This is a genomic window from Pedobacter puniceum, from assembly GCF_009674685.1.
In the GTDB taxonomy this organism is placed as follows: domain Bacteria; phylum Bacteroidota; class Bacteroidia; order Sphingobacteriales; family Sphingobacteriaceae; genus Pseudopedobacter; species Pseudopedobacter puniceum.
Genome location: NZ_WKJI01000008.1, coordinates 19,552 through 37,611 on the forward strand (window position 1 = coordinate 19,552; position 18,060 = coordinate 37,611).

General features: G+C 34.1%; 14 protein-coding genes. 10 read left to right on the forward strand and 4 right to left on the reverse strand.

The window, feature by feature from the left end; translation table 11 throughout:
• Window positions 1–1,233: 1,233 nt before the first annotated feature.
• From GJJ64_RS16490 to GJJ64_RS16515, 6 genes are all read left to right on the forward strand, one after another.
• The gene (locus GJJ64_RS16490) at window positions 1,234–3,690 is read left to right on the forward strand and encodes a TonB-dependent receptor domain-containing protein (RefSeq protein WP_154288857.1); all 2,457 of its coding nucleotides are present in this window, start codon (window positions 1,234–1,236) and stop codon (window positions 3,688–3,690) included.
• A gap of 88 nt (window positions 3,691–3,778) precedes the next feature.
• The gene (locus GJJ64_RS16495) at window positions 3,779–4,390 is read left to right on the forward strand and encodes a hypothetical protein (RefSeq protein WP_154288858.1); all 612 of its coding nucleotides are present in this window, start codon (window positions 3,779–3,781) and stop codon (window positions 4,388–4,390) included.
• Window positions 4,390–4,680, forward strand: a complete 291-nt coding sequence (locus GJJ64_RS16500) for a winged helix-turn-helix domain-containing protein (protein ID WP_317162954.1) — start codon at window positions 4,390–4,392, stop codon at window positions 4,678–4,680. Before GJJ64_RS16495 ends, GJJ64_RS16500 begins: the two co-directional genes overlap by 1 nt.
• Window positions 4,681–4,711: 31 nt before the next feature.
• Entirely contained in the window at window positions 4,712–4,996 is a 285-nt protein-coding gene (locus GJJ64_RS16505) for a hypothetical protein (protein WP_154288859.1), read from the forward strand.
• Between the two features lie 204 nt (window positions 4,997–5,200).
• Window positions 5,201–8,146 (forward strand): sugar-binding domain-containing protein, encoded by a 2,946-nt coding sequence (locus GJJ64_RS16510; RefSeq protein WP_317162955.1) that lies wholly within the window; start codon window positions 5,201–5,203, stop codon window positions 8,144–8,146.
• A 48-nt stretch (window positions 8,147–8,194) separates the two neighbouring features.
• Complete coding sequence (locus GJJ64_RS16515; protein ID WP_154288861.1) at window positions 8,195–8,587, forward strand: hypothetical protein; 393 nt, start codon at window positions 8,195–8,197, stop codon at window positions 8,585–8,587.
• A 60-nt stretch (window positions 8,588–8,647) separates the two neighbouring features.
• Here the strand turns inward: GJJ64_RS16515 and katG are convergent, their stop codons facing one another.
• The 3 genes from katG to GJJ64_RS16530 form a co-directional block, all read right to left on the reverse strand.
• Window positions 8,648–10,891: a catalase/peroxidase HPI gene (gene katG / locus GJJ64_RS16520; RefSeq protein WP_154288862.1), complete on the reverse strand. Its 2,244-nt coding sequence runs from the start codon at window positions 10,889–10,891 to the stop codon at window positions 8,648–8,650.
• Window positions 10,892–11,026: 135 nt separating this feature from the next.
• Window positions 11,027–11,800 (reverse strand): hypothetical protein, encoded by a 774-nt coding sequence (locus tag GJJ64_RS16525; RefSeq protein WP_154288863.1) that lies wholly within the window; start codon window positions 11,798–11,800, stop codon window positions 11,027–11,029.
• 54 nt (window positions 11,801–11,854) lie between these two features.
• Window positions 11,855–12,235 carry a GreA/GreB family elongation factor gene (locus tag GJJ64_RS16530; protein WP_154288864.1) on the reverse strand — a complete coding sequence of 127 codons (381 nt, stop codon included), beginning with the start codon at window positions 12,233–12,235 and terminating at the stop codon, window positions 11,855–11,857.
• Window positions 12,236–12,759: 524 nt separating this feature from the next.
• On the opposite strand from GJJ64_RS16530, the gene kefF reads away from it, so the two are divergent.
• Window positions 12,760–13,362, forward strand: a complete 603-nt coding sequence (gene kefF, locus GJJ64_RS16535; protein ID WP_154288865.1) for a glutathione-regulated potassium-efflux system oxidoreductase KefF — start codon at window positions 12,760–12,762, stop codon at window positions 13,360–13,362.
• A gap of 2 nt (window positions 13,363–13,364) precedes the next feature.
• On the forward strand, window positions 13,365–15,227 hold the full coding sequence (locus GJJ64_RS16540; protein WP_154288866.1) for a monovalent cation:proton antiporter-2 (CPA2) family protein: 1,863 nt from the start codon (window positions 13,365–13,367) through the stop codon (window positions 15,225–15,227).
• Here GJJ64_RS16540 and purN read toward each other — a convergent pair.
• On the reverse strand, window positions 15,224–15,805 hold the full coding sequence (gene purN, locus GJJ64_RS16545) for a phosphoribosylglycinamide formyltransferase (protein WP_154288867.1): 582 nt from the start codon (window positions 15,803–15,805) through the stop codon (window positions 15,224–15,226). The genes GJJ64_RS16540 and purN overlap by 4 nt on opposite strands.
• A 194-nt stretch (window positions 15,806–15,999) precedes the next feature.
• On the opposite strand from purN, the gene GJJ64_RS16550 reads away from it, so the two are divergent.
• Together GJJ64_RS16550 and GJJ64_RS16555 are read left to right on the forward strand one after the other, a co-directional pair.
• On the forward strand, window positions 16,000–16,689 hold the full coding sequence (locus tag GJJ64_RS16550) for a response regulator transcription factor (protein ID WP_154288868.1): 690 nt from the start codon (window positions 16,000–16,002) through the stop codon (window positions 16,687–16,689).
• Window positions 16,679–18,040, forward strand: a complete 1,362-nt coding sequence (locus tag GJJ64_RS16555; RefSeq protein WP_154288869.1) for a sensor histidine kinase — start codon at window positions 16,679–16,681, stop codon at window positions 18,038–18,040. Before GJJ64_RS16550 ends, GJJ64_RS16555 begins: the two co-directional genes overlap by 11 nt.
• The last annotated feature ends 20 nt before the right edge of the window (window positions 18,041–18,060 follow it).

The window sequence follows — 18,060 nt, forward strand, 5'->3', positions numbered from 1 at the left end:
AAGATAAACTTTAATAGTATCTTTAATTTATAAAACAGAATGAGAACTAACAGGTTACCTGTTATTGATTTTGATTTGTAATTTATTGAAATAAAGATATTTAGAGGGTAGGGTTAAAATCCTGCCACCCCGACAAAAGAGATCTGAAAAGGTCTCTTTTTTTGTTTAAGCTTGATTTTACAAGCTTATTTAATTACTAAATATCTTTGCTGCCCCTTATTTAATTTGACTTTTGTAATGACTATTAGCAGGTTTGATATATTTTAAAGCTATGATTTACAAGTAGTCTTTTAAATATATTTCTAGAAAGGTTTAGAATACTTCATCCATATAAGAAGTAAATACCATCTCCCATGATTTCATTAATGCATTTGAGATTATTTTTCTAACTCATGCTAAATTATTATTTAGGTTTTTCATGTTTAGTCATTAATATATTATCGGGCGGTATAGTAAGATTTATTAAATCTTACTATACAAATAACCCAAACAATTATAAATGGGATTAAAAAGAATATAGCAAGGGGTGCAAATAAAAAATATGTAATTATAAAGCTTAGTGGAGCATAATATAAAATATATTTAAAATAGCTTTTCTTTATGATAAAGGGTAAGCTGAAAATAGATAGATGAAATAATATTAAAAGAATCCAAATTACTAAAGGATTATTCGGAAAGTTACCTCCTTTTAATACATAAAATGGCCCAAAAAACTCAGTTCCATACAATGTAAACCACCCTTTATTAGTTGGTATGCCCATAAATAAGGAGAGTATCAACATGATTATAATTAAAATTTTCATAGTATCGTTTTAATACCTCATGCTTTTAATGTAAAGCTTGAGCAATTCAATAGGTAAAGTGTTTAAATCATTGATTTGAATAATGAATATATGTAAAGAAATTAGAAATCCATAAAAAGACATTCGCTAAGCAAAGAGAATTGTATATTTTAAGTACTAACTGGGTTAATATTCTAAAGAAGACGTATTAAGCCTTAAACAAACTCTATTCTTAATGTACTAAATCTAACTATAAAATAAGATTATGGGCTACATTCACCTCTTAAATGACTGATTTTATCCATATAAAAAACTCAGATAATAAGAAATTTACACCATAATTTCTAAAGGTGGTTGATATTCTCAACTCAATAGTATTTTAATATTCAGAAGGATGATGAATGGGCACTACACAATAAAGGTAATTTTTATCTTTACTCAATTTTAAAAAATGAAAAAGAAAATATTTGCGTTAGTACTATTTCTGGGAGTTGTTGCTACAAGTTTTGCTCAATATCAAGTTAAAGGTAGGGTTTTAGATTCCTTAACTAAAACACCTATAGAATATGCCAGTATTGGGGTGTTTAGTGCTGCCGATGCTAAAGTTGTAAATGGTAAAATTAGTGATGAAAAAGGTGCTTTTAATATCACAGGCTTAAAGGCTGGTGTTTATCATCTTAAAATAGACTTCATCGGCTATCAATCAAAAAGTATTAAAAATATCAAGCTTGAAGCTGATAAATCTATAGATTTTGGCATCATCTTACTTAAAGGTACAGAACAATTACTTAGCGAGGTAAAGGTAGAAAGTAACCGCAACAACCCTATCAATAAAATAGATAAGCAGGTTTTTAAGGCAGACCAATTTGAATCTGCTAGAGGAGGCACAGCTATAGATGTGATTAGAAATATGCCATCTATTACAGTTAATGGTGAGGGAGATATCAGATTAAGAGGCTCAACCGGTTTTCTTATTTTACTAAATGGCAAGCCTGTACAAACAGATGCTGTAACATTACTGAATCAAATTCCGGCAAATGCCATAGAAAATATAGAAATTATTACGGCACCATCTGCAAAATATGATGCCGATGGTAAATCTGGTATCATCAATATCACAACTAAAAGAGGCGCTGGCGATGGTTTATCTTATGTAGTGAATGTAAATGGAGGTTTGCCCAGCGTTAGTAATTACGATAATAAAGAAACGCCTAAAAGATACGGTGCTGATGCAACCATCAACTATCAAAAGAATGAATGGGAATTATCTTTTGGAGGCAGTTACCAGCAAAATGATTTGTCTGGCCAAAGGGTAGGAGATGTGAATACAACGATTGGGAATAGGTTTACGTCATTCCCATCAACCGGAGAGCGTAGCTTTGATAGAACCAACTACTCGGCAAGAGCATCTTTAACTTATACTCCTGATAAAGCAAATACTTTTAATGCTGGTTTTTATGCTGGCCAAAGGAAACAATTTAGGCAGGCTGATATCAATTATAATAATCGTACTACGGATATCAATACAGGAAATATCATCAATGAGTTAGCCTATTATAATGCCAATTTGGTACTTAGGCAAGGGAATTTTGTTTTAGGTAACTTAGATTATACGCATAGCTTCAAAAACAAATCGACTTTAACCTTATCTGGTTTGTATGAGCATGCCAAACTTGAAGGCTTCACCAAAAACAATAACCTCAATCTTAATGATTATACCGATACCATACAGTATGTTTTAAATACAGGAACCAGTCCTTTAAATGCGGTAAGGTTGAAATTAGATTATGCTATTAACCTAGGTAAGGGTAAACTAGAAAGTGGTTATCAATTGAGGTATCAAGAGCAAACAGGTAGTTTCCTATACCAAGAAGCTATTTTAAGAACAGGCAGATTTACTACTGTGCCTGAGTTTAGTGATGATATCAATGTCATCAACAATATCAATGCTTTTTACACACAATACGCAGCAAAAGCAGGTAAATTAGAATATACCGGCGGTTTACGTTACGAGTATGCCACACGTAGTTTTAAAGCCAATAAAATTGCAAACCCTATTGATTTAAATTTGTCTAACTTTTTCCCATCTCTAAACTTTCTTTACACTTTTGATAAAGGCTATAAATTAAAAGGTGGTTTTAGTAGAAGGGTGCAAAGATCTACTAATAACGAGTTAAACCCTTATGCAGAGAGAGAACATTCTGAAACATTAGAACAGGGCGACCCTACTATCCTTCCAGAGTTTATCAATTTAACGGAGTTAGGTTTGATAAAGGATTTTACTAAAGGCTCTGTTTTTGCTACTTTATACAACCAGCAAATTACTAATGTGGTAAACCGTGTTAATAGTGTGTATGCTGATACTGTTTTGAATAGGATATATACCAATGCTGGTGATGCTAGCCTTTGGGGTATAGAAACAGGACTAAATGTGAAACCTACAAAATGGTGGTCGGCTTATTTAGGCGTAAATATTTACGATTACCAAATAAAAGGAGCGCTATTTAATAATACAGTAGCCGTAAATAATTCTGGTTTGGCCTATTCTATCAATACCAACCATAGTTTTAGTGCAGGAAAAAACACCAGCATACAGTTTAACCTTAATTATTTATCAGAAAGACCAACTGCCCAAGGTGAGGATTCTAGATTTATAGTGCCTAATTCATCTGTAAAGCAAAGCTTTTTAAATGGTAGGTTAACAGCAAGCCTACTTTGGCAAAACATGAGTTTAGGACTGATTAACACCAACGAACAGCGAATTACTACCCGCGGTAGAGATTTTTTTACTACAACCAATTATATTCACGAGAAGGATATCTTCATGATTAACCTAAGCTTTAATCTAAATCCTTTAACCAAAAAGCTGAAACTGCCTAGTAGCGAGTTTGGGGAGAGAGAGTTTTAAGTTTTAAAAGACATCCACAAAAAATAAGTAATAAATAATTGCGGATATGAATATTTATATATTACTTTGTATTTCAAAGTACTTTTAAATGAAAGAAAAATATCTAGAAGATATCAAAGAAATTAAGGAAATCATGAACCGCTCAACACGGTTTATTTCTTTAAGTGGCTTGTCTGGTGTTTCTACTGGTTTAATAGCATTGGTTGGGGTTGCAGCGGCATATCTCATGGTTTTCCAAGAACAAAACTGGTTAATAGAACAAGCTGTAAGTATAGATGCTACAAACTTATTTTATTTACTGCTTATTGCTGTAGTAACGCTAGGGTTATCTATCGGCTCGGCTATTTTCTTTACTACGCAAAAAGCCATCAGGCAAAGTCAAAAAGTTTGGGATCAGCAAAGTAAAAGATTGCTGGTTAATTTATCTATTCCTTTAGTTACGGGTGGTTTGCTATGTTTATTGCTTTTATATAAGGGATTTGTAGGGTTTTTGCCAGCATTAACGCTTGTTTTTTATGGCTTAGCGCTTATCAACGCAAGTAAGTATACTTGGCCAGAGCTCAGAAATTTAGGTTTGTTTGAGATTGTTCTAGGATTATTAGCGATACAATTTATAGCATATAGCCTCTTGATGTGGGCTTTAGGTTTTGGAGTTATCCAAGTTATTTATGGTTTAATTGTCCAAAAGAAATACAAATAGTGAAGGAAGTCTTAAAAGATTTAGACAAAGCATTTGAAAACAGAATTCGGTTAGGGATTATGTCTGCCTTGGTTGTAAACGACTATATAGATTATACTTCTCTAAAAGAGCTTCTGGATGTTACCGATGGTAATTTAGCAAGCCATTTAAAATCTTTAGAGAAATGTGGTTATGTAAGCTATGAGAAAGCCTTTGTAGACCGTAAACCTAATACCAACTATTCAGCAACCGAAAAAGGTAAGGAAGCATTTATCAAGCATATAAAAGCGATAGAGCAACTTCTTCAATAAAAATATCAACAAAAAAATAAATTTTAAGATTATGAAAATAAAAAGCTTAATCATCATTTTAGGGGTAGTGGGGGCAATATTGCTTATTCCATTCATCGCTATGCAATTTACCACAGAAGTAGATTGGTCTCTGTTCGACTTTGTGCTTATGGGCGTATTGCTAACCGGAACAGGTTTATTAATCGAATTAGCTATCAGAAAAATAAAAACCAATCCGCAAAGGTTAATTGTGTTAGGCGTTATTCTATTAACTTTTTTCTTGATTTGGGCAGAATTAGCAGTAGGTATATTTGGGTCTCCTTTTGCAGGGAGTTAAGTTTAAGCCGATATTTAAACATTATAAAAATCACTATAGAGAGCAGCAATGCTCTTTTTTTATGCCTTAATTTTATGTTTGATGAATTTATAGCTAGAAAAAATTAAATTTGATAAATAAGCCTAATTAAATAAACGTCTCTTAACAGAGCACACAACCATTTTTATGAGAAAATATAGATACCGTTATTTTAGCCTTTTTCTTGTGCTTACATTTTTAAGTGTATTTTATACAAGTATTCAGGCACAAACCCCACAAAGGACTAAATACAATTTTAATGCTGCTTGGAAACTTTTTGTTGGAGATTTAGCAGGAGCAAAATCATCAGATTTTAATGATAAAGATTGGAAAGCAGTTACTTTACCAAGTGCTTGGAATGAAGATGCCGCTTTTAAACTGCCTATTCATGAGCATCCAACCGGGATAGTTTGGTATAGAAAGCACTTTATTATACCAGCATCAGCTAAAGGAGCAAAAGTTTTTTTAGAATTTGAAGGGATAAGACAAGCCGGAGATTTTTATATAAACGGTAAACATATTGGCTTTCATGAAAATGGTATCACAGCTTTTGGTTTTGATATTAGCGATGTTATAAAACCCGGCGAAGAAAATATTATTGCCGTAAGGATAGATAATGCCTGGGATTACAGAGAGCGAGCGACAAAAACCAAATACCAATGGAGCGATAAAAACTTTAATGCCAATTACGGTGGTATCACTAAAAATGTTTGGCTACACATGGCTAATAAGCTTTATCAAACTTTGCCTTTATTCTCTTCTTTACAAACTACAGGGCCATACATTTATGGGCAAAATTTTAATATAGCCAATAAGAGAATGACTTTAGTAGCTCAAACTGAGGTTAAAAATGAATATCCGGAAGATAAAATATTTGATTATGAAGTTGAAGTAAAAGATATAAATGGGGAAATCATTAAAGTTATCCATGGAGGTAAAATAGCTATAAAGGCCGGAGAAACTAAAGAAATTAAGGCTCAAGCTGCTTTAACAGATATTAATTTTTGGAGCTGGGGTTATGGATATTTATACACCATCAATACCAAATTAAAAATAAACGGCCAGCTGATAGATGAAGTGGCTACCAAAACCGGTTTTAGAGAGGTAGAATACCAAAATGGCATGGTTTACCTTAACGATAGAGTTTTAATGATGAAAGGCTATGCCCAACGCACCAGTAACGAGTGGCCTGCTTTAGGGCTTTCTGTAGCGCCTTGGTTAAGTGATTACAGCAATGGCTTGATGGTAGAAAGCAACGCTAATTTAGTTAGGTGGATGCATATTGCTCCTTGGAAACAAGATATTGAATCTTGTGATCGGGTTGGTTTAATACAAGCTATGCCTGCCGGCGATGCTGAAGCCGATGTACAAGGTGTAAGATGGCAACAGCGTGTTCAGGTGATGCAAGATGCCATTATTTATAACAGAAATGCACCGAGTATTTTCTTTTACGAGTGTGGTAATGAAGCTATTAGTGAAGTCCACATGGCGGAAATGAAGGCACTAAAAGAAAAATTTGATCCTTACGGAGGAAGAGCTATTGGATCCAGAGAAATGCTAGATAGTAAAGTAGCTGAGTATGGTGGCGAGATGTTATATATCAACAAAAGTGCTGATATACCTTTATGGGCAACAGAATATTCTAGAGACGAAGGCTTAAGGAAATATTGGGATGAATTTAGTCCGCCTTTTCATAAAGATGGCGATGGGCCTCTTTACAAAAATATGCCTGCCAGAGAGTATAACAGAAACCAAGATTCTCATGCCATAGAAAACGTTATCAGGTGGTTTGATTATTGGCGAGAAAGACCTGGTACTGGTAAACGTGTAAGTTCTGGCGGCGTAAACATCATTTTTTCTGATTCTAATACCCATTTCAGAGGCGAAGAAAATTATAGAAGAAGCGGCGAGGTTGATGCACTTAGAATTGCTAAAGATGGTTTTTACGCACACCAAGTGATGTGGGATGGCTGGGTAGATGTAGAAAATCATCGGGTACATATTATTGGGCATTGGAATTATCAAAATGGAACGGTTAAAAACATATATGTTGTTGCTTCAGGAGAAAAAACTGAGCTATTCATCAACGGAAAATCAAAAGGTTTTGGAGAGCGTAGCCATAATTTCTTATTCACTTTCAAGAATATTGCTTGGGAACCAGGTGTGATAAAAGCTATTAGTTACGATGCAGATGGTAAAATACTAGCTCAAAAAGAAATGAAAACTGCTGGCGAGCCTTATGCTTTGCGTTTAAGTAAGATGATGAACCCTACTGGCTTTAAAGCCGATGGTGCAGATTTAGTATTGGCAGAAGTTGAGGTTATTGATAAAGAAGGAAACCGTTGCCCAACAGCTTTAAATATGATTAATTTTAGTTTGGAAGGTGAAGCCGAGTGGCGAGGTGGTATAGCGCAAGGCCCGGATAATTATATTTTAGCCAAAAATTTACCTGTTGAGTGTGGCGTAAACCGAGTTTTAATTCGCTCTACCACCAAAGCTGGTAAGATAATTTTAACCGCAAAAGCAGCAGGTTTACAAAGTGCCTTACTAGAATTTAGTTCTATCCCGGTAAAGGTAGAAGGCGGTTTGTCAAAAGAAATGCCAGCTGATGGTTTAAAGCCTCAATTAAAAAAAGGACCAACACCATTAAGTCCATCTTATCAAGTGTCTGGAAAAACTTTAGAAATTAAGTCTATTAAAGCAGGTGCAAACCAAGATGTTTCTTTTGCAAGTGTAGATGATAATGAATTAAGTGATTGGTCTAACGATGGTAATTTGGCTACAGCATGGATTACTTATACACTTAAAGAAGCATCAATAGTAAATGAAGTTAATCTTAAACTTAATAATTTCAGAACTAAGGTTTATCCACTTCAAATAAAGGTTGATAATCAGATAGTTTTTGAGGGTAATACGCAAAAAAGTTTAGGCTATTTTAGAGCTATTTGTAAACCTGTGAAAGGTAAAAAGGTAACGATAAGGCTAATGCGAGAAAATTCTGGTAAAGATGATAGCCAGATAGGAGTAGAAATGGGCGGAAAGAAGCTAGATGATGGTATAAATAGAAATGATGCAAATGCAAAAGGGAAACTCAGCATTATTGAGGTGGAAATTATTAAGTTAGTTAAATAAATTATAAATTACACAAATAATCATTATAAAAACCTAAAACCAAAACAAATGAAAAAAATCTTTTTAAGTGCATTTTTTGCTTTAACGCTAGCTTGTGTGGCACAAGCTCAAGAAGCTAAACCTGCTATGTCAAAAGAACAAGCTGCTGCTTTAAAAGAAGCAAAAGCTAAAGAAGAACAAGAAATTTTCGCTAAAGCGGGCTTAACCGAAGCAGATATTGTTCAGGTGAAAGCAATTTCAAAGGAAATAGATCTAAAGGTACGTGAAGTAAAAAAAGAGCAGATTTCTGAAGAAGACCAAAAAGCTAAACTTAAAGTATTGAGTGCTGAGCGAAAAGAAAAAATCATTGCTGCTATTGGTGAAGCGAAATATAAAGCTTGGCAACAAGAAAGAAAAGCAGTTGCGGATGCTAAAAAGGCTGCTGCTCCTACAGCAAACTAAAATAAAAAAAGGTGGTTTAGAAAACTAAACCACCTAAACATATATACTGATCGGCTTAAATTAAGCTAAATCAAAACGGTCAAGATTCATCACTTTATTCCAAGCGGCAACAAAGTCTTTTACAAATTTTTCTTGTCCGTCTGCACATCCATAAACTTCTGCAATAGCTCTGAGTTCAGAGTTAGAGCCAAAAATTAAGTCTACTCTAGTACCTGTCCATTTAACAGCACCAGTTTTACGGTCTCTACCTTCAAATACATTTTTAGCATCAGCAGCAGCTTGCCATGTAGTACCAAAGTCTAATAAATTCACAAAGAAATCATTAGTTAATACTTCTGTACGGTTGGTAAATACACCATGTTTAGAACCATCAAAGTTTGCGTTTAAGACACGTAAGCCCCCAACTAAAGCAGTCATTTCTGGTGCGGTAAGTGTTAAAAGTTGTGCTTTATCTACCAATAATTCTTCTGGTGAAGCTGTATGATGAGCTTTTAAGTAATTACGGAAGCCATCAGCATGAGGTTCTAAAACTGCAAATGAATCAACATCTGTTTGTTCTTGTGAAGCATCTGTACGACCAGGAGTGAAAGGAACTTCAACGTTGAAGCCAGCATTTTTAGCAGCTTGTTCAACACCTGCACATCCGCCAAGTACTATTAAATCAGCAATAGAAACTAATTTACCATCAGTTTGCGCTGCATTAAAGTCTCTTTGTATTTGCTCTAATTTATCAAGCACTTTAGCTAATTGAGAAGGATTGTTGACTTCCCAATATTTTTGAGGCGTTAAACGTATACGAGCGCCATTAGCACCACCACGTTTATCAGAACCTCTGAAAGTAGAGGCAGAAGCCCAAGTGGTAGATACCAATTGTGAAATGCTTAGTCCTGACGCTAGTATACTAGCTTTTAAAGAAGCAATATCTTGGCTATCAATTAATTTATGTGTTACAGCCGGAACTGGGTCTTGCCAAATTAATTCTTCGGTAGGTACTTCAGGACCTAAGTAACGAGATTTTGGCCCCATATCACGGTGAGTTAATTTAAACCATGCTCTTGCAAAAGCATCTGCAAATTCATCAGGGTTTTCATAAAAACGTCTTGATATTTTCTCGTAAGCTGGGTCTACTCTTAAAGCTAAATCTGTAGTTAGCATAAAAGGAGCATGTTTTTTAGCAGGGTCATGTGCATCTGGTACAGTACCTTCACCAGCGCCATTTTTTGGTCTCCATTGGTGTGCTCCAGCAGGGCTTTTAGTTAATTCCCACTCGTATCCAAATAAATTTTCGAAGTAATTGTTACTCCATTTTGTAGGCGTAGTGGTCCATGCACCTTCTAAACCACTCGTAATAGTATCTGCACCGTTACCAGTACCGTAAGTATTTTTCCAGCCTTGGCTTTGCTCTTCTATACTTGCTCCGGCAGGTTCTTTGCCTACATATTTGCTAGGATCAGCTGCGCCATGTGTTTTACCAAAGGTATGACCTCCAGCAATTAAAGCAACGGTTTCTTCGTCATTCATCGCCATACGAGCAAATGTTTCGCGGATATCACGAGCAGAAGCTAGTGGATCTGGGTTACCATTTGGCCCTTCTGGGTTTACATAAATTAAACCCATTTGTACGGCAGCCAGAGGGTTTTCTAATTGACGGTCGCCACTATAACGCTTATCACCTAACCACTCTGCCTCAGAACCCCAATAAATATCTTCTTCTGGTTCCCAAACATCATCACGGCCTCCACCAAAACCAAAAGTTTTAAAGCCCATAGATTCTAATGCGCAGTTACCAGCTAAAATCATTAAATCTGCCCAAGAAAGCTTTTTACCATATTTTTGTTTGATAGGCCAAAGTAAAAGTCTTGCTTTATCTAAGTTGGCATTATCTGGCCAGCTGTTTAAAGGTGCAAAACGTTGTGTTCCTGCTCCTGCACCACCTCTTCCATCAGCAATACGATAAGTACCGGCACTATGCCAAGCCATACGGATAAAAAACGGTCCATAATGACCATAATCTGCTGGCCACCAGTCTTGAGAAGTAGTCATTAACTCATATATATCTTGCTTAACAGCGTTAAGGTCTAAAGATTTAAATTCTTCGGCATAATTAAAATCCTTGTCCATTGGGTCAGACAAACTAGAGTGCTGACGAAGAATATTTAACTTTAATTGATTAGGCCACCAGTCGCTGTTTCTGGTACCACCGCCTGCACTTTTTCTTAATGCTCCGCTAGAGAAAGGGCATTTTGCTGCTCCTCCTTCATTAACATCAGCTAAGGTTGTTTTTAAATCTTTTTTTTCTTCCATTACATTAATAATTTATATATGATGTATAATTTTTCTGACTCTAAATTAAGTGTATATGGCTAATAATTTTCATCTATAATTATGATGACGATATAGAAGAAAGCTATGGTGGTTTGAAGAAAAAGCTTTAGAAATTTAATTAGTTCCTTCAAACATCTTAATGTTTCGCCATTCAACAGTGGCTTCTTTATCGTTCTCTAATTTTCCGTAAGCACCAAACTTGAAGTAATAGTCTCCATCCGCTGGTCCATGAGTATACTCATTATACAATTGACCTTTATCACCAAGGTATATATATACTTTGTTTTCTTTTCTGAAATGGATAATATTTACTTTCAGCCACTTATTTGTTTTATCGTTATAATCAGTAAAAACATTGGTTAATGGTTTAAATGTTCCCACTCTATCCACACTTGGTGGTACTACTAAAGTCCCGTTATCATCTTTTTTAGTATTAAATATTAATACTTTAAAGCCTGATTGTTTCATGTTTTGCCATACTTGGCAGATATGATGTGAACTAAGTATCCCGTCTATAAATCTAACTTCTCCTTCAAATTGATAAATACCATCATCTTTATATTTACCATCCATCTGGATTTTCATTTCAGATCTTTTAGCTTTTGGATCTGACCCTATGGTAAATCTGTGGACAGCATTTGTGTAATTACTTGTTTTATTTTTAAAGCTGTATTTACATAAATTTGCTACTATGTCTTGATTGGCTTTTAATGTATCCCAATCAAACCTATCCATTTTTTTTGAATTTTGTAATTGTAAGACTAAGTCTGGTTCTTGAATTTTTGTCCACTTCACATCTTTAAATTTTACCTGAGCAAATGATACTTGATTTAGGTAAAACATGCAACTAAGTAATAATAAGCTTGATTTTAAGAATTTTGTTTTCATTGTTTAATTGAAATTGGTTTTGAGAAGCCACAAACTACCAATTTAAATAAGGAGTTAATTAAGCTTACTTACCTTTTTAATAAGGTAATTTTGCAGTCCGCCGGGCATTTCCCATGTTACATTGGCTCCTTCTTGGTAACCTAATATAGCTATAGCCATAGGGCTAAATACAGATATTTTATTTTCTTTCATATTGGCCTCATCTAATGGTACAATTTGAAAAGAGAAGGTTTTTTTACTTGTCTTATCTTCAATCATTACATAAGAATATAAGCCAACAACGTTTTCTGGAAGGCTATCTGTTTTAATAATTGTAGCATGCTTTAATTCTTCCTTTAATTTTTGCTTGTTATAAGTAGAAAGTACTGCAGTTTTGAAATGTTTTTCTAGTAATTGATGTTCTTTTGAACCTAATATTAATTGTTCTTTTGTCATGTCTTTATGTTTTAATGTTATTAAACATGGTTTTATAACCAAAAGCACTCGGCACTATCCAGAGGAGAAGCTATTTCATTATCAATAAAACCATATAAACTATTTAATAATTTATACCGCCCCATAAATATTTATGGGGCTTAAGAAATAAAGGCCTTATTAGAAGAAAGTAGAAAGAAGTTTAACAGAAATAAGTTTCTCTTAGCTAGTGATTTAGCTTTATAGTTAGAAACATAAATCATGGTATATAAAATCATCATCATAAACTTAAAGAATTAATAAAAACCAGTAGTTTAATGGGGCCCCTTAAATTTTTTAAACTTGGGGCTTAGATGATAAAGTCTTTAGAGGAAAAAAACTGTATAAGAGAAGTACGTAATAAGCTATCGCTTAAAAACATAGAAGCATTTGTAGATGCCAAGGTGATGTTTTCTAGATGATAAATCATGATAGTTAAAACGTAATGTTTATTATCAAATATAAAGAATTTGATAGGAATCGGCAATTTTTATTAATTTTCCATCATGGCTTCGGTACTTATCATATTTGCACATCCGGTTTATGAGAAATCTCGGGTAAACCAATATTTGGTAAAAGCGATAAAGGGTTTAAAGCAAGTTACTTTTCATGATTTGTATGAACTTTATCCGGATTTTGATATCGATATTAAAAAAGAACAAAAACTTTTAGTTAAGCATGATATTATTGTGCTACAACACCCTTTTTATTGGTATAGTATGCCTCCGCTCTTGAAGCAATGGTTAGATTTAGTTTTAGAATACGGTTGGGCGTATGGTAAAGAGGGTACACAACTGAGAAATAAAAAGCTATTTAATGCTATAACTACCGGAGGAACGTTTGCAGCTTATCAAAAAGAAGGGCATAACCGCTATACCATTCCAGAGCTTTTATACCCGCTAGACCAAACTGCTTTTCTATGTAAAATGACCTATTATCCGCCTTTTATTGTACACGGTACGCATCGCCTTTCTGATGTTGAAATGCAACAATTTGCTCAAGATTATCTGCAAATCATTACAGGCTTAAGAGATGGTTTATTTCGAGAGGATGATTTAGTAAGTGCTACTTATATGAATAACTTGATTGATAAACCTTACTCGCTTTAGTTATGGATAAATCTTTTCTATTTCAAGCAATTGTTTATTTGGCTTCGGCAGTAATTGGTGTTAATATCGCTAAAAGGCTTGGTTTAGGCACTGTTTTAGGCTATTTATTAGCTGGGGTAGCCATTGGTCCTTTTGTATTGGGCTTTGTAGGTGAAGAGGGGAAGGATATTATGCATGTGTCTGAATTTGGTGTGGTTATGATGCTTTTTGTGATAGGATTAGAGCTTGAGCCTAATCTTTTATGGCGAATGCGAAAACTGGTTGTTGGTTTAGGAGGGATGCAGGTAATAGCTACAACTTTGGCTATAAGTTTGGCGGCATATTTTTTAGGTCAGAGTTGGCAAGCAGCTTTAGCTATTGGTGCAACATTGTCTTTATCATCAACAGCTATTGTGATGCAAACTTTAAGCGAGAAAAGCTTACTCAAAACATCAGCCGGTAATTCTGCATTTGCAGTATTATTATCTCAAGATATTGCTGTTATCCCTTTATTAGCTGTTTTTCCAATATTGGCAACAGAAGTAGTTGATAACCAGAGTGCTAGTTTAATTGGTAAATTTTCTGGTTGGCAACAAACTTTAATTGTCTTAGCTGCTATTGCAATCATTATTATAGCAGGTAAATATGTGGTAAGTCCGGTTTTTAGGTGGGTGGCAAAAACTCGTCAGAGAGAGTTATTTATGGCTACAGCACTTTTGCTAGTTTTTCTTATTGCAGAATTGATGATTGTAGTAGGCTTAAGCCCTGCTTTAGGAACCTTTTTAGCAGGTGTTGTATTAGCAAATAGCGAGTTTAGGCATGAACTAGAAAGCGATATAGATCCTTTTAAAGGATTATTATTGGGCTTATTTTTTATATCTGTAGGTTCTACCATAGATTTTGGTTTGGTAAAAGACAATTTTCTCCTAGTAATAGCCTTGGTTTTAGGTTTGATGTGCTTAAAAGGCTTAATCTTATATGTTTTAGGTAAATCTTTTGGCTTAAAAGGCGATCAAAACATGATTTTTGCAGTTTCTTTAGCACAAATGGGTGAATTTGCTTTTGTACTTTTTTCTTTTGCGGGCCAATATGCTTTGATTAATGCCGAGGATATAGATTTATTAATTGCAGTAGTTGCGCTTAGTATGGCACTTACACCATTATTTTTTGTGATGAATGAAAGGCTCATCCTACCTAAATATTTCACCAAAGAAAAGTCAAACCGCAGGGCTGATGAGATTCATGATAAAAACCCAGTTATTATTGCTGGTTTTGGTAGATACGGTAATATTGTTGGTCGCTTTTTAAGAGCCAACGGTGTTTCTGCAACAGTATTGGATAATGATTCTGATAGGGTTGAGCTATTAAGAAGGTTTGGTTATAAGGTTTATTATGGAGATGCCTCGAGGTTTGATTTAATGAAAGCCGCAGGAGCAGAAACAGCGAAAATCATCATCATTGCGATGGATACACCACAACAATGTTTAGAAATGGTAGCTATGGTAAAAAAGAATTTCCCGCATCTGAAAATATTGTCTAGAGCGTATGATCGTAATGATTCTTTTGATTTGATGGAATCTGGTGTGGATTATATTTATCGTGAAACACTTGATTCTTCTTTACGTCTAGGTGCCGATGCTTTGCAGATGATTGGTTTTAGAGCTTATCAAACGCACAGAGCTGCTCGTACTTTCTTAAAGCATGATGAACGTGTTTTGGCAGATTTAATTAAACATAGGCATGATAGCAAATCTTACATCAGCGTAGCTAAAGAAAAAATAACCGAGTTAGAAGAACTTATTTTACGAGATATTAAAGACGAAGGAATTTTAGAACGAGATAGCGGCTGGGATAGCGAAAGGCTACGTACAGACACTAAATCTTAAATGGTTTTCATCTTTTTTATTAAGCTCTCAATAACTCTAGGAAAGTGTTGATGTTCTAATTGTTGGCCTTTAAATTTTATCATTTCTAAATCGTCTCCGGCTTCAATTTTGAATCTTGATTGATGGATGACCTCACCTTCATCAAAATGTTCATTTACAAAATGGATGGTTATGCCAGATTCTAACTCTTTATTTTCTAAAACAGCTAAATGTACTTTGTCTCCATACATACCTTTACCACCATATTTAGGTAATAATGAGGGGTGTATATTGATGATTTTATTAGGGAATGCTTTTAATAAATTTTCTGGAACTAACCATAAAAAGCCCGCAAGTACAATTAAATCTATTTGTAGGTTTTTTAGTAATTGTACCACTTCATCAGTCTCTCTAAATTCTTTACGATCAAAAACATGTGAAGGAATTTCAAAATTATCTGCTCTTTGCAGTACGTAAGCATCAGGATTATTGGTTAAAACAATAGCAACTTCTGCATCATTACTTTTTTTGAAATATTCCATGATTTTTTGGGCATTAGAGCCCGAACCAGAGGCGAAAATAGCTATACGTTTCTTCAAAACTTCTTAATTTTTGTATCAAAGATAAAAGTTTGAATGTTTTTTAGAAATCCTAAAGAAGAAAATGAAACTTAAAGCGAAAACTGAAGTAAAAAATGTTTGTTAAATGTAAATTAAATATGCTCGATACTTCTTTCTAATTTCATTTTAATATTAAATAGGCAAATTGCCAAGAAGTGCTTAAATAAACACCCATGAATATATTAATTGTTGAAGATGAATTTGATGTTCTTAAAGTGATAAAAAAAGCACTAGAGCAAGAAAATTATACTGTTAGCGTAGCTATGGATGGCAATACGGCCTTAAAAATGTGTCGCGAGCATCATTTTGATGTAGTATTACTTGATGTGATGCTACCAGAAAAAAACGGTATTGAAGTTTGCCGAAGGTTGAGAAGTGAGGATTATACTGTCCCCATTTTAATGTTAAGTGCGTTAGATTCAACAGAGAATGTAGTTACCGGCTTAGATGTTGGTGCCGATGATTATCTAGCTAAACCTTTTAAGTTGGTAGAGCTTTTAGCTAGAATAAAAGCTTTATTAAGACGTAAGCAAGCTACCTTACCTAAAGAAAGTAACACCATTAAAATTGCCGATTTGGAGTTTGATACAGAAGCAAGAAGTGTGATAAGAAATGGCGAAGCGATAAATTTAACAGCTACAGAATACAGATTGTTAGAGTATTTCATTAAAAACAAAAGAAAGGTATTATCAAGGGTAGATATTTTAGAAAATGTTTGGGATGTTACCTATGATTTGGGAACTAACGTAGTTGATGTTTATGTGAATTACCTTCGTAAAAAAATAGATAAAAACGCAACTCAAAAACTTATTCATACCAAAGTAGGGATGGGTTATATCTTTAACGACGAATATGCGTTTTAAACAACAAATAACATTAGCTTTTACTGGTTTAACAGCATTAATATTTTTAATGATAGGTTTGATGATGTATTTTTTAACTGAGAAATACACTCGTCAAGAATATTTTACTCGATTAAAATTGCGCTCAGAAATAGCTGCTAAGTCTAAATTTGGGGCTGATAAATTAAGCAATAACATTTATCAAGAGGTAAGAAAGCAACATTTACAAGTTTTACCTAACGAGAAGGAATATATTATTAAAGTAGAAAACGGAAAACCTATACTAAATTCAAAAGAAAACCTGCCATCGGTATTAATTAGAAAGGTTATACAGAGTAATTATGCCGAGTATACCCAATACGGAACTTATTTTGTAGCCATACTTTATAGAAATTCTCCTGAAGAAACTTACATAGTTGCTATTAGTGCTACAGACCCAGTAGGCAAACAAGATTTACAACGCCTAAAGTTTATTTTACTGTTATGTTTTTTGGTGATGAGCTTGCTATCTTATTTCATGGGGAATTGGTTTGCTATCCGTTTTACTACTCCAATTTCTAAAATGATAACCAAGGTAAATAATATTAGTGCTTATAACCTTGATTTACGTTTAGATCCATCAAAAAAAGCTAAAGGAGAAATGGAGAAGCTAGCCATTACATTTAACAACATGCTAGATAGGTTAGAAACAGCTTTTCAAATTCAAAACAACTTTGTAAGTAATGCCTCTCATGAATTAAGAACACCACTTACTGCAATTTTAGGTGCGGTAGAATTGGCCCTTATGAATCCGCAAGGAGATAATAAAGAAGCTTTAGAACTAGTTTATAAGCAAGCATCTAGATTAAATGATATTATTAATGGTTTATTAAAATTGGCACAATCTGGCTATAACTATAAAAAGCAATTAAATGATGCTATTAGATTAGATGAATTATTGCTTTCTATCATAGAAGATTTAAAAGTTACCAACCCAGACAATCAAGTGCAGCTAGATTTTTCTGAACTACCAGAACAAGCTTCTGACTTAGCGCTTTTTGGTACAGAACCTTTACTAAGATTGGCAATCAATAATATTATCCAAAACGCTTGTAAATATTCTGATAATAAGCCTGTTTTAGTGAAACTATCAACCACAAAAGACAAAATTTGCATACTTGTATCAGACCAAGGTATAGGTATTCCACAGAAAGATTTAGAACATATTTTTGAGCTTTTCTTTAGAGCCTCTAATCACGGAGATAGAAAAGGCTTCGGTTTAGGTTTACCACTTTCTTATCGAATTTTTAAAGTACATCAAGCTATTTTAGATATACAATCTGTAGAAAGTAAGGGTACAGATGTTTATGTTTATTTCAATAAAAAGGCTTAAATGTAAAATATCTCTTTATC

Coding starts and splice junctions, on each gene's coding strand:
- katG (WP_154288862.1), bottom strand. CDS start 10,891: ATGGAAGAAAAAAAAGATTTAAAAACAACCTTAGCTGATGTTAATGAA.
- GJJ64_RS16530 (WP_154288864.1), bottom strand. CDS start 12,235: ATGACAAAAGAACAATTAATATTAGGTTCAAAAGAACATCAATTACTA.
- GJJ64_RS16550 (WP_154288868.1), top strand. CDS start 16,000: ATGAATATATTAATTGTTGAAGATGAATTTGATGTTCTTAAAGTGATA.
- GJJ64_RS16515 (WP_154288861.1), top strand. CDS start 8,195: ATGAAAAAAATCTTTTTAAGTGCATTTTTTGCTTTAACGCTAGCTTGT.
- GJJ64_RS16540 (WP_154288866.1), top strand. CDS start 13,365: ATGGATAAATCTTTTCTATTTCAAGCAATTGTTTATTTGGCTTCGGCA.
- GJJ64_RS16495 (WP_154288858.1), top strand. CDS start 3,779: ATGAAAGAAAAATATCTAGAAGATATCAAAGAAATTAAGGAAATCATG.
- GJJ64_RS16490 (WP_154288857.1), top strand. CDS start 1,234: ATGAAAAAGAAAATATTTGCGTTAGTACTATTTCTGGGAGTTGTTGCT.
- GJJ64_RS16555 (WP_154288869.1), top strand. CDS start 16,679: ATGCGTTTTAAACAACAAATAACATTAGCTTTTACTGGTTTAACAGCA.
- GJJ64_RS16505 (WP_154288859.1), top strand. CDS start 4,712: ATGAAAATAAAAAGCTTAATCATCATTTTAGGGGTAGTGGGGGCAATA.
- GJJ64_RS16525 (WP_154288863.1), bottom strand. CDS start 11,800: ATGAAAACAAAATTCTTAAAATCAAGCTTATTATTACTTAGTTGCATG.
- kefF (WP_154288865.1), top strand. CDS start 12,760: ATGGCTTCGGTACTTATCATATTTGCACATCCGGTTTATGAGAAATCT.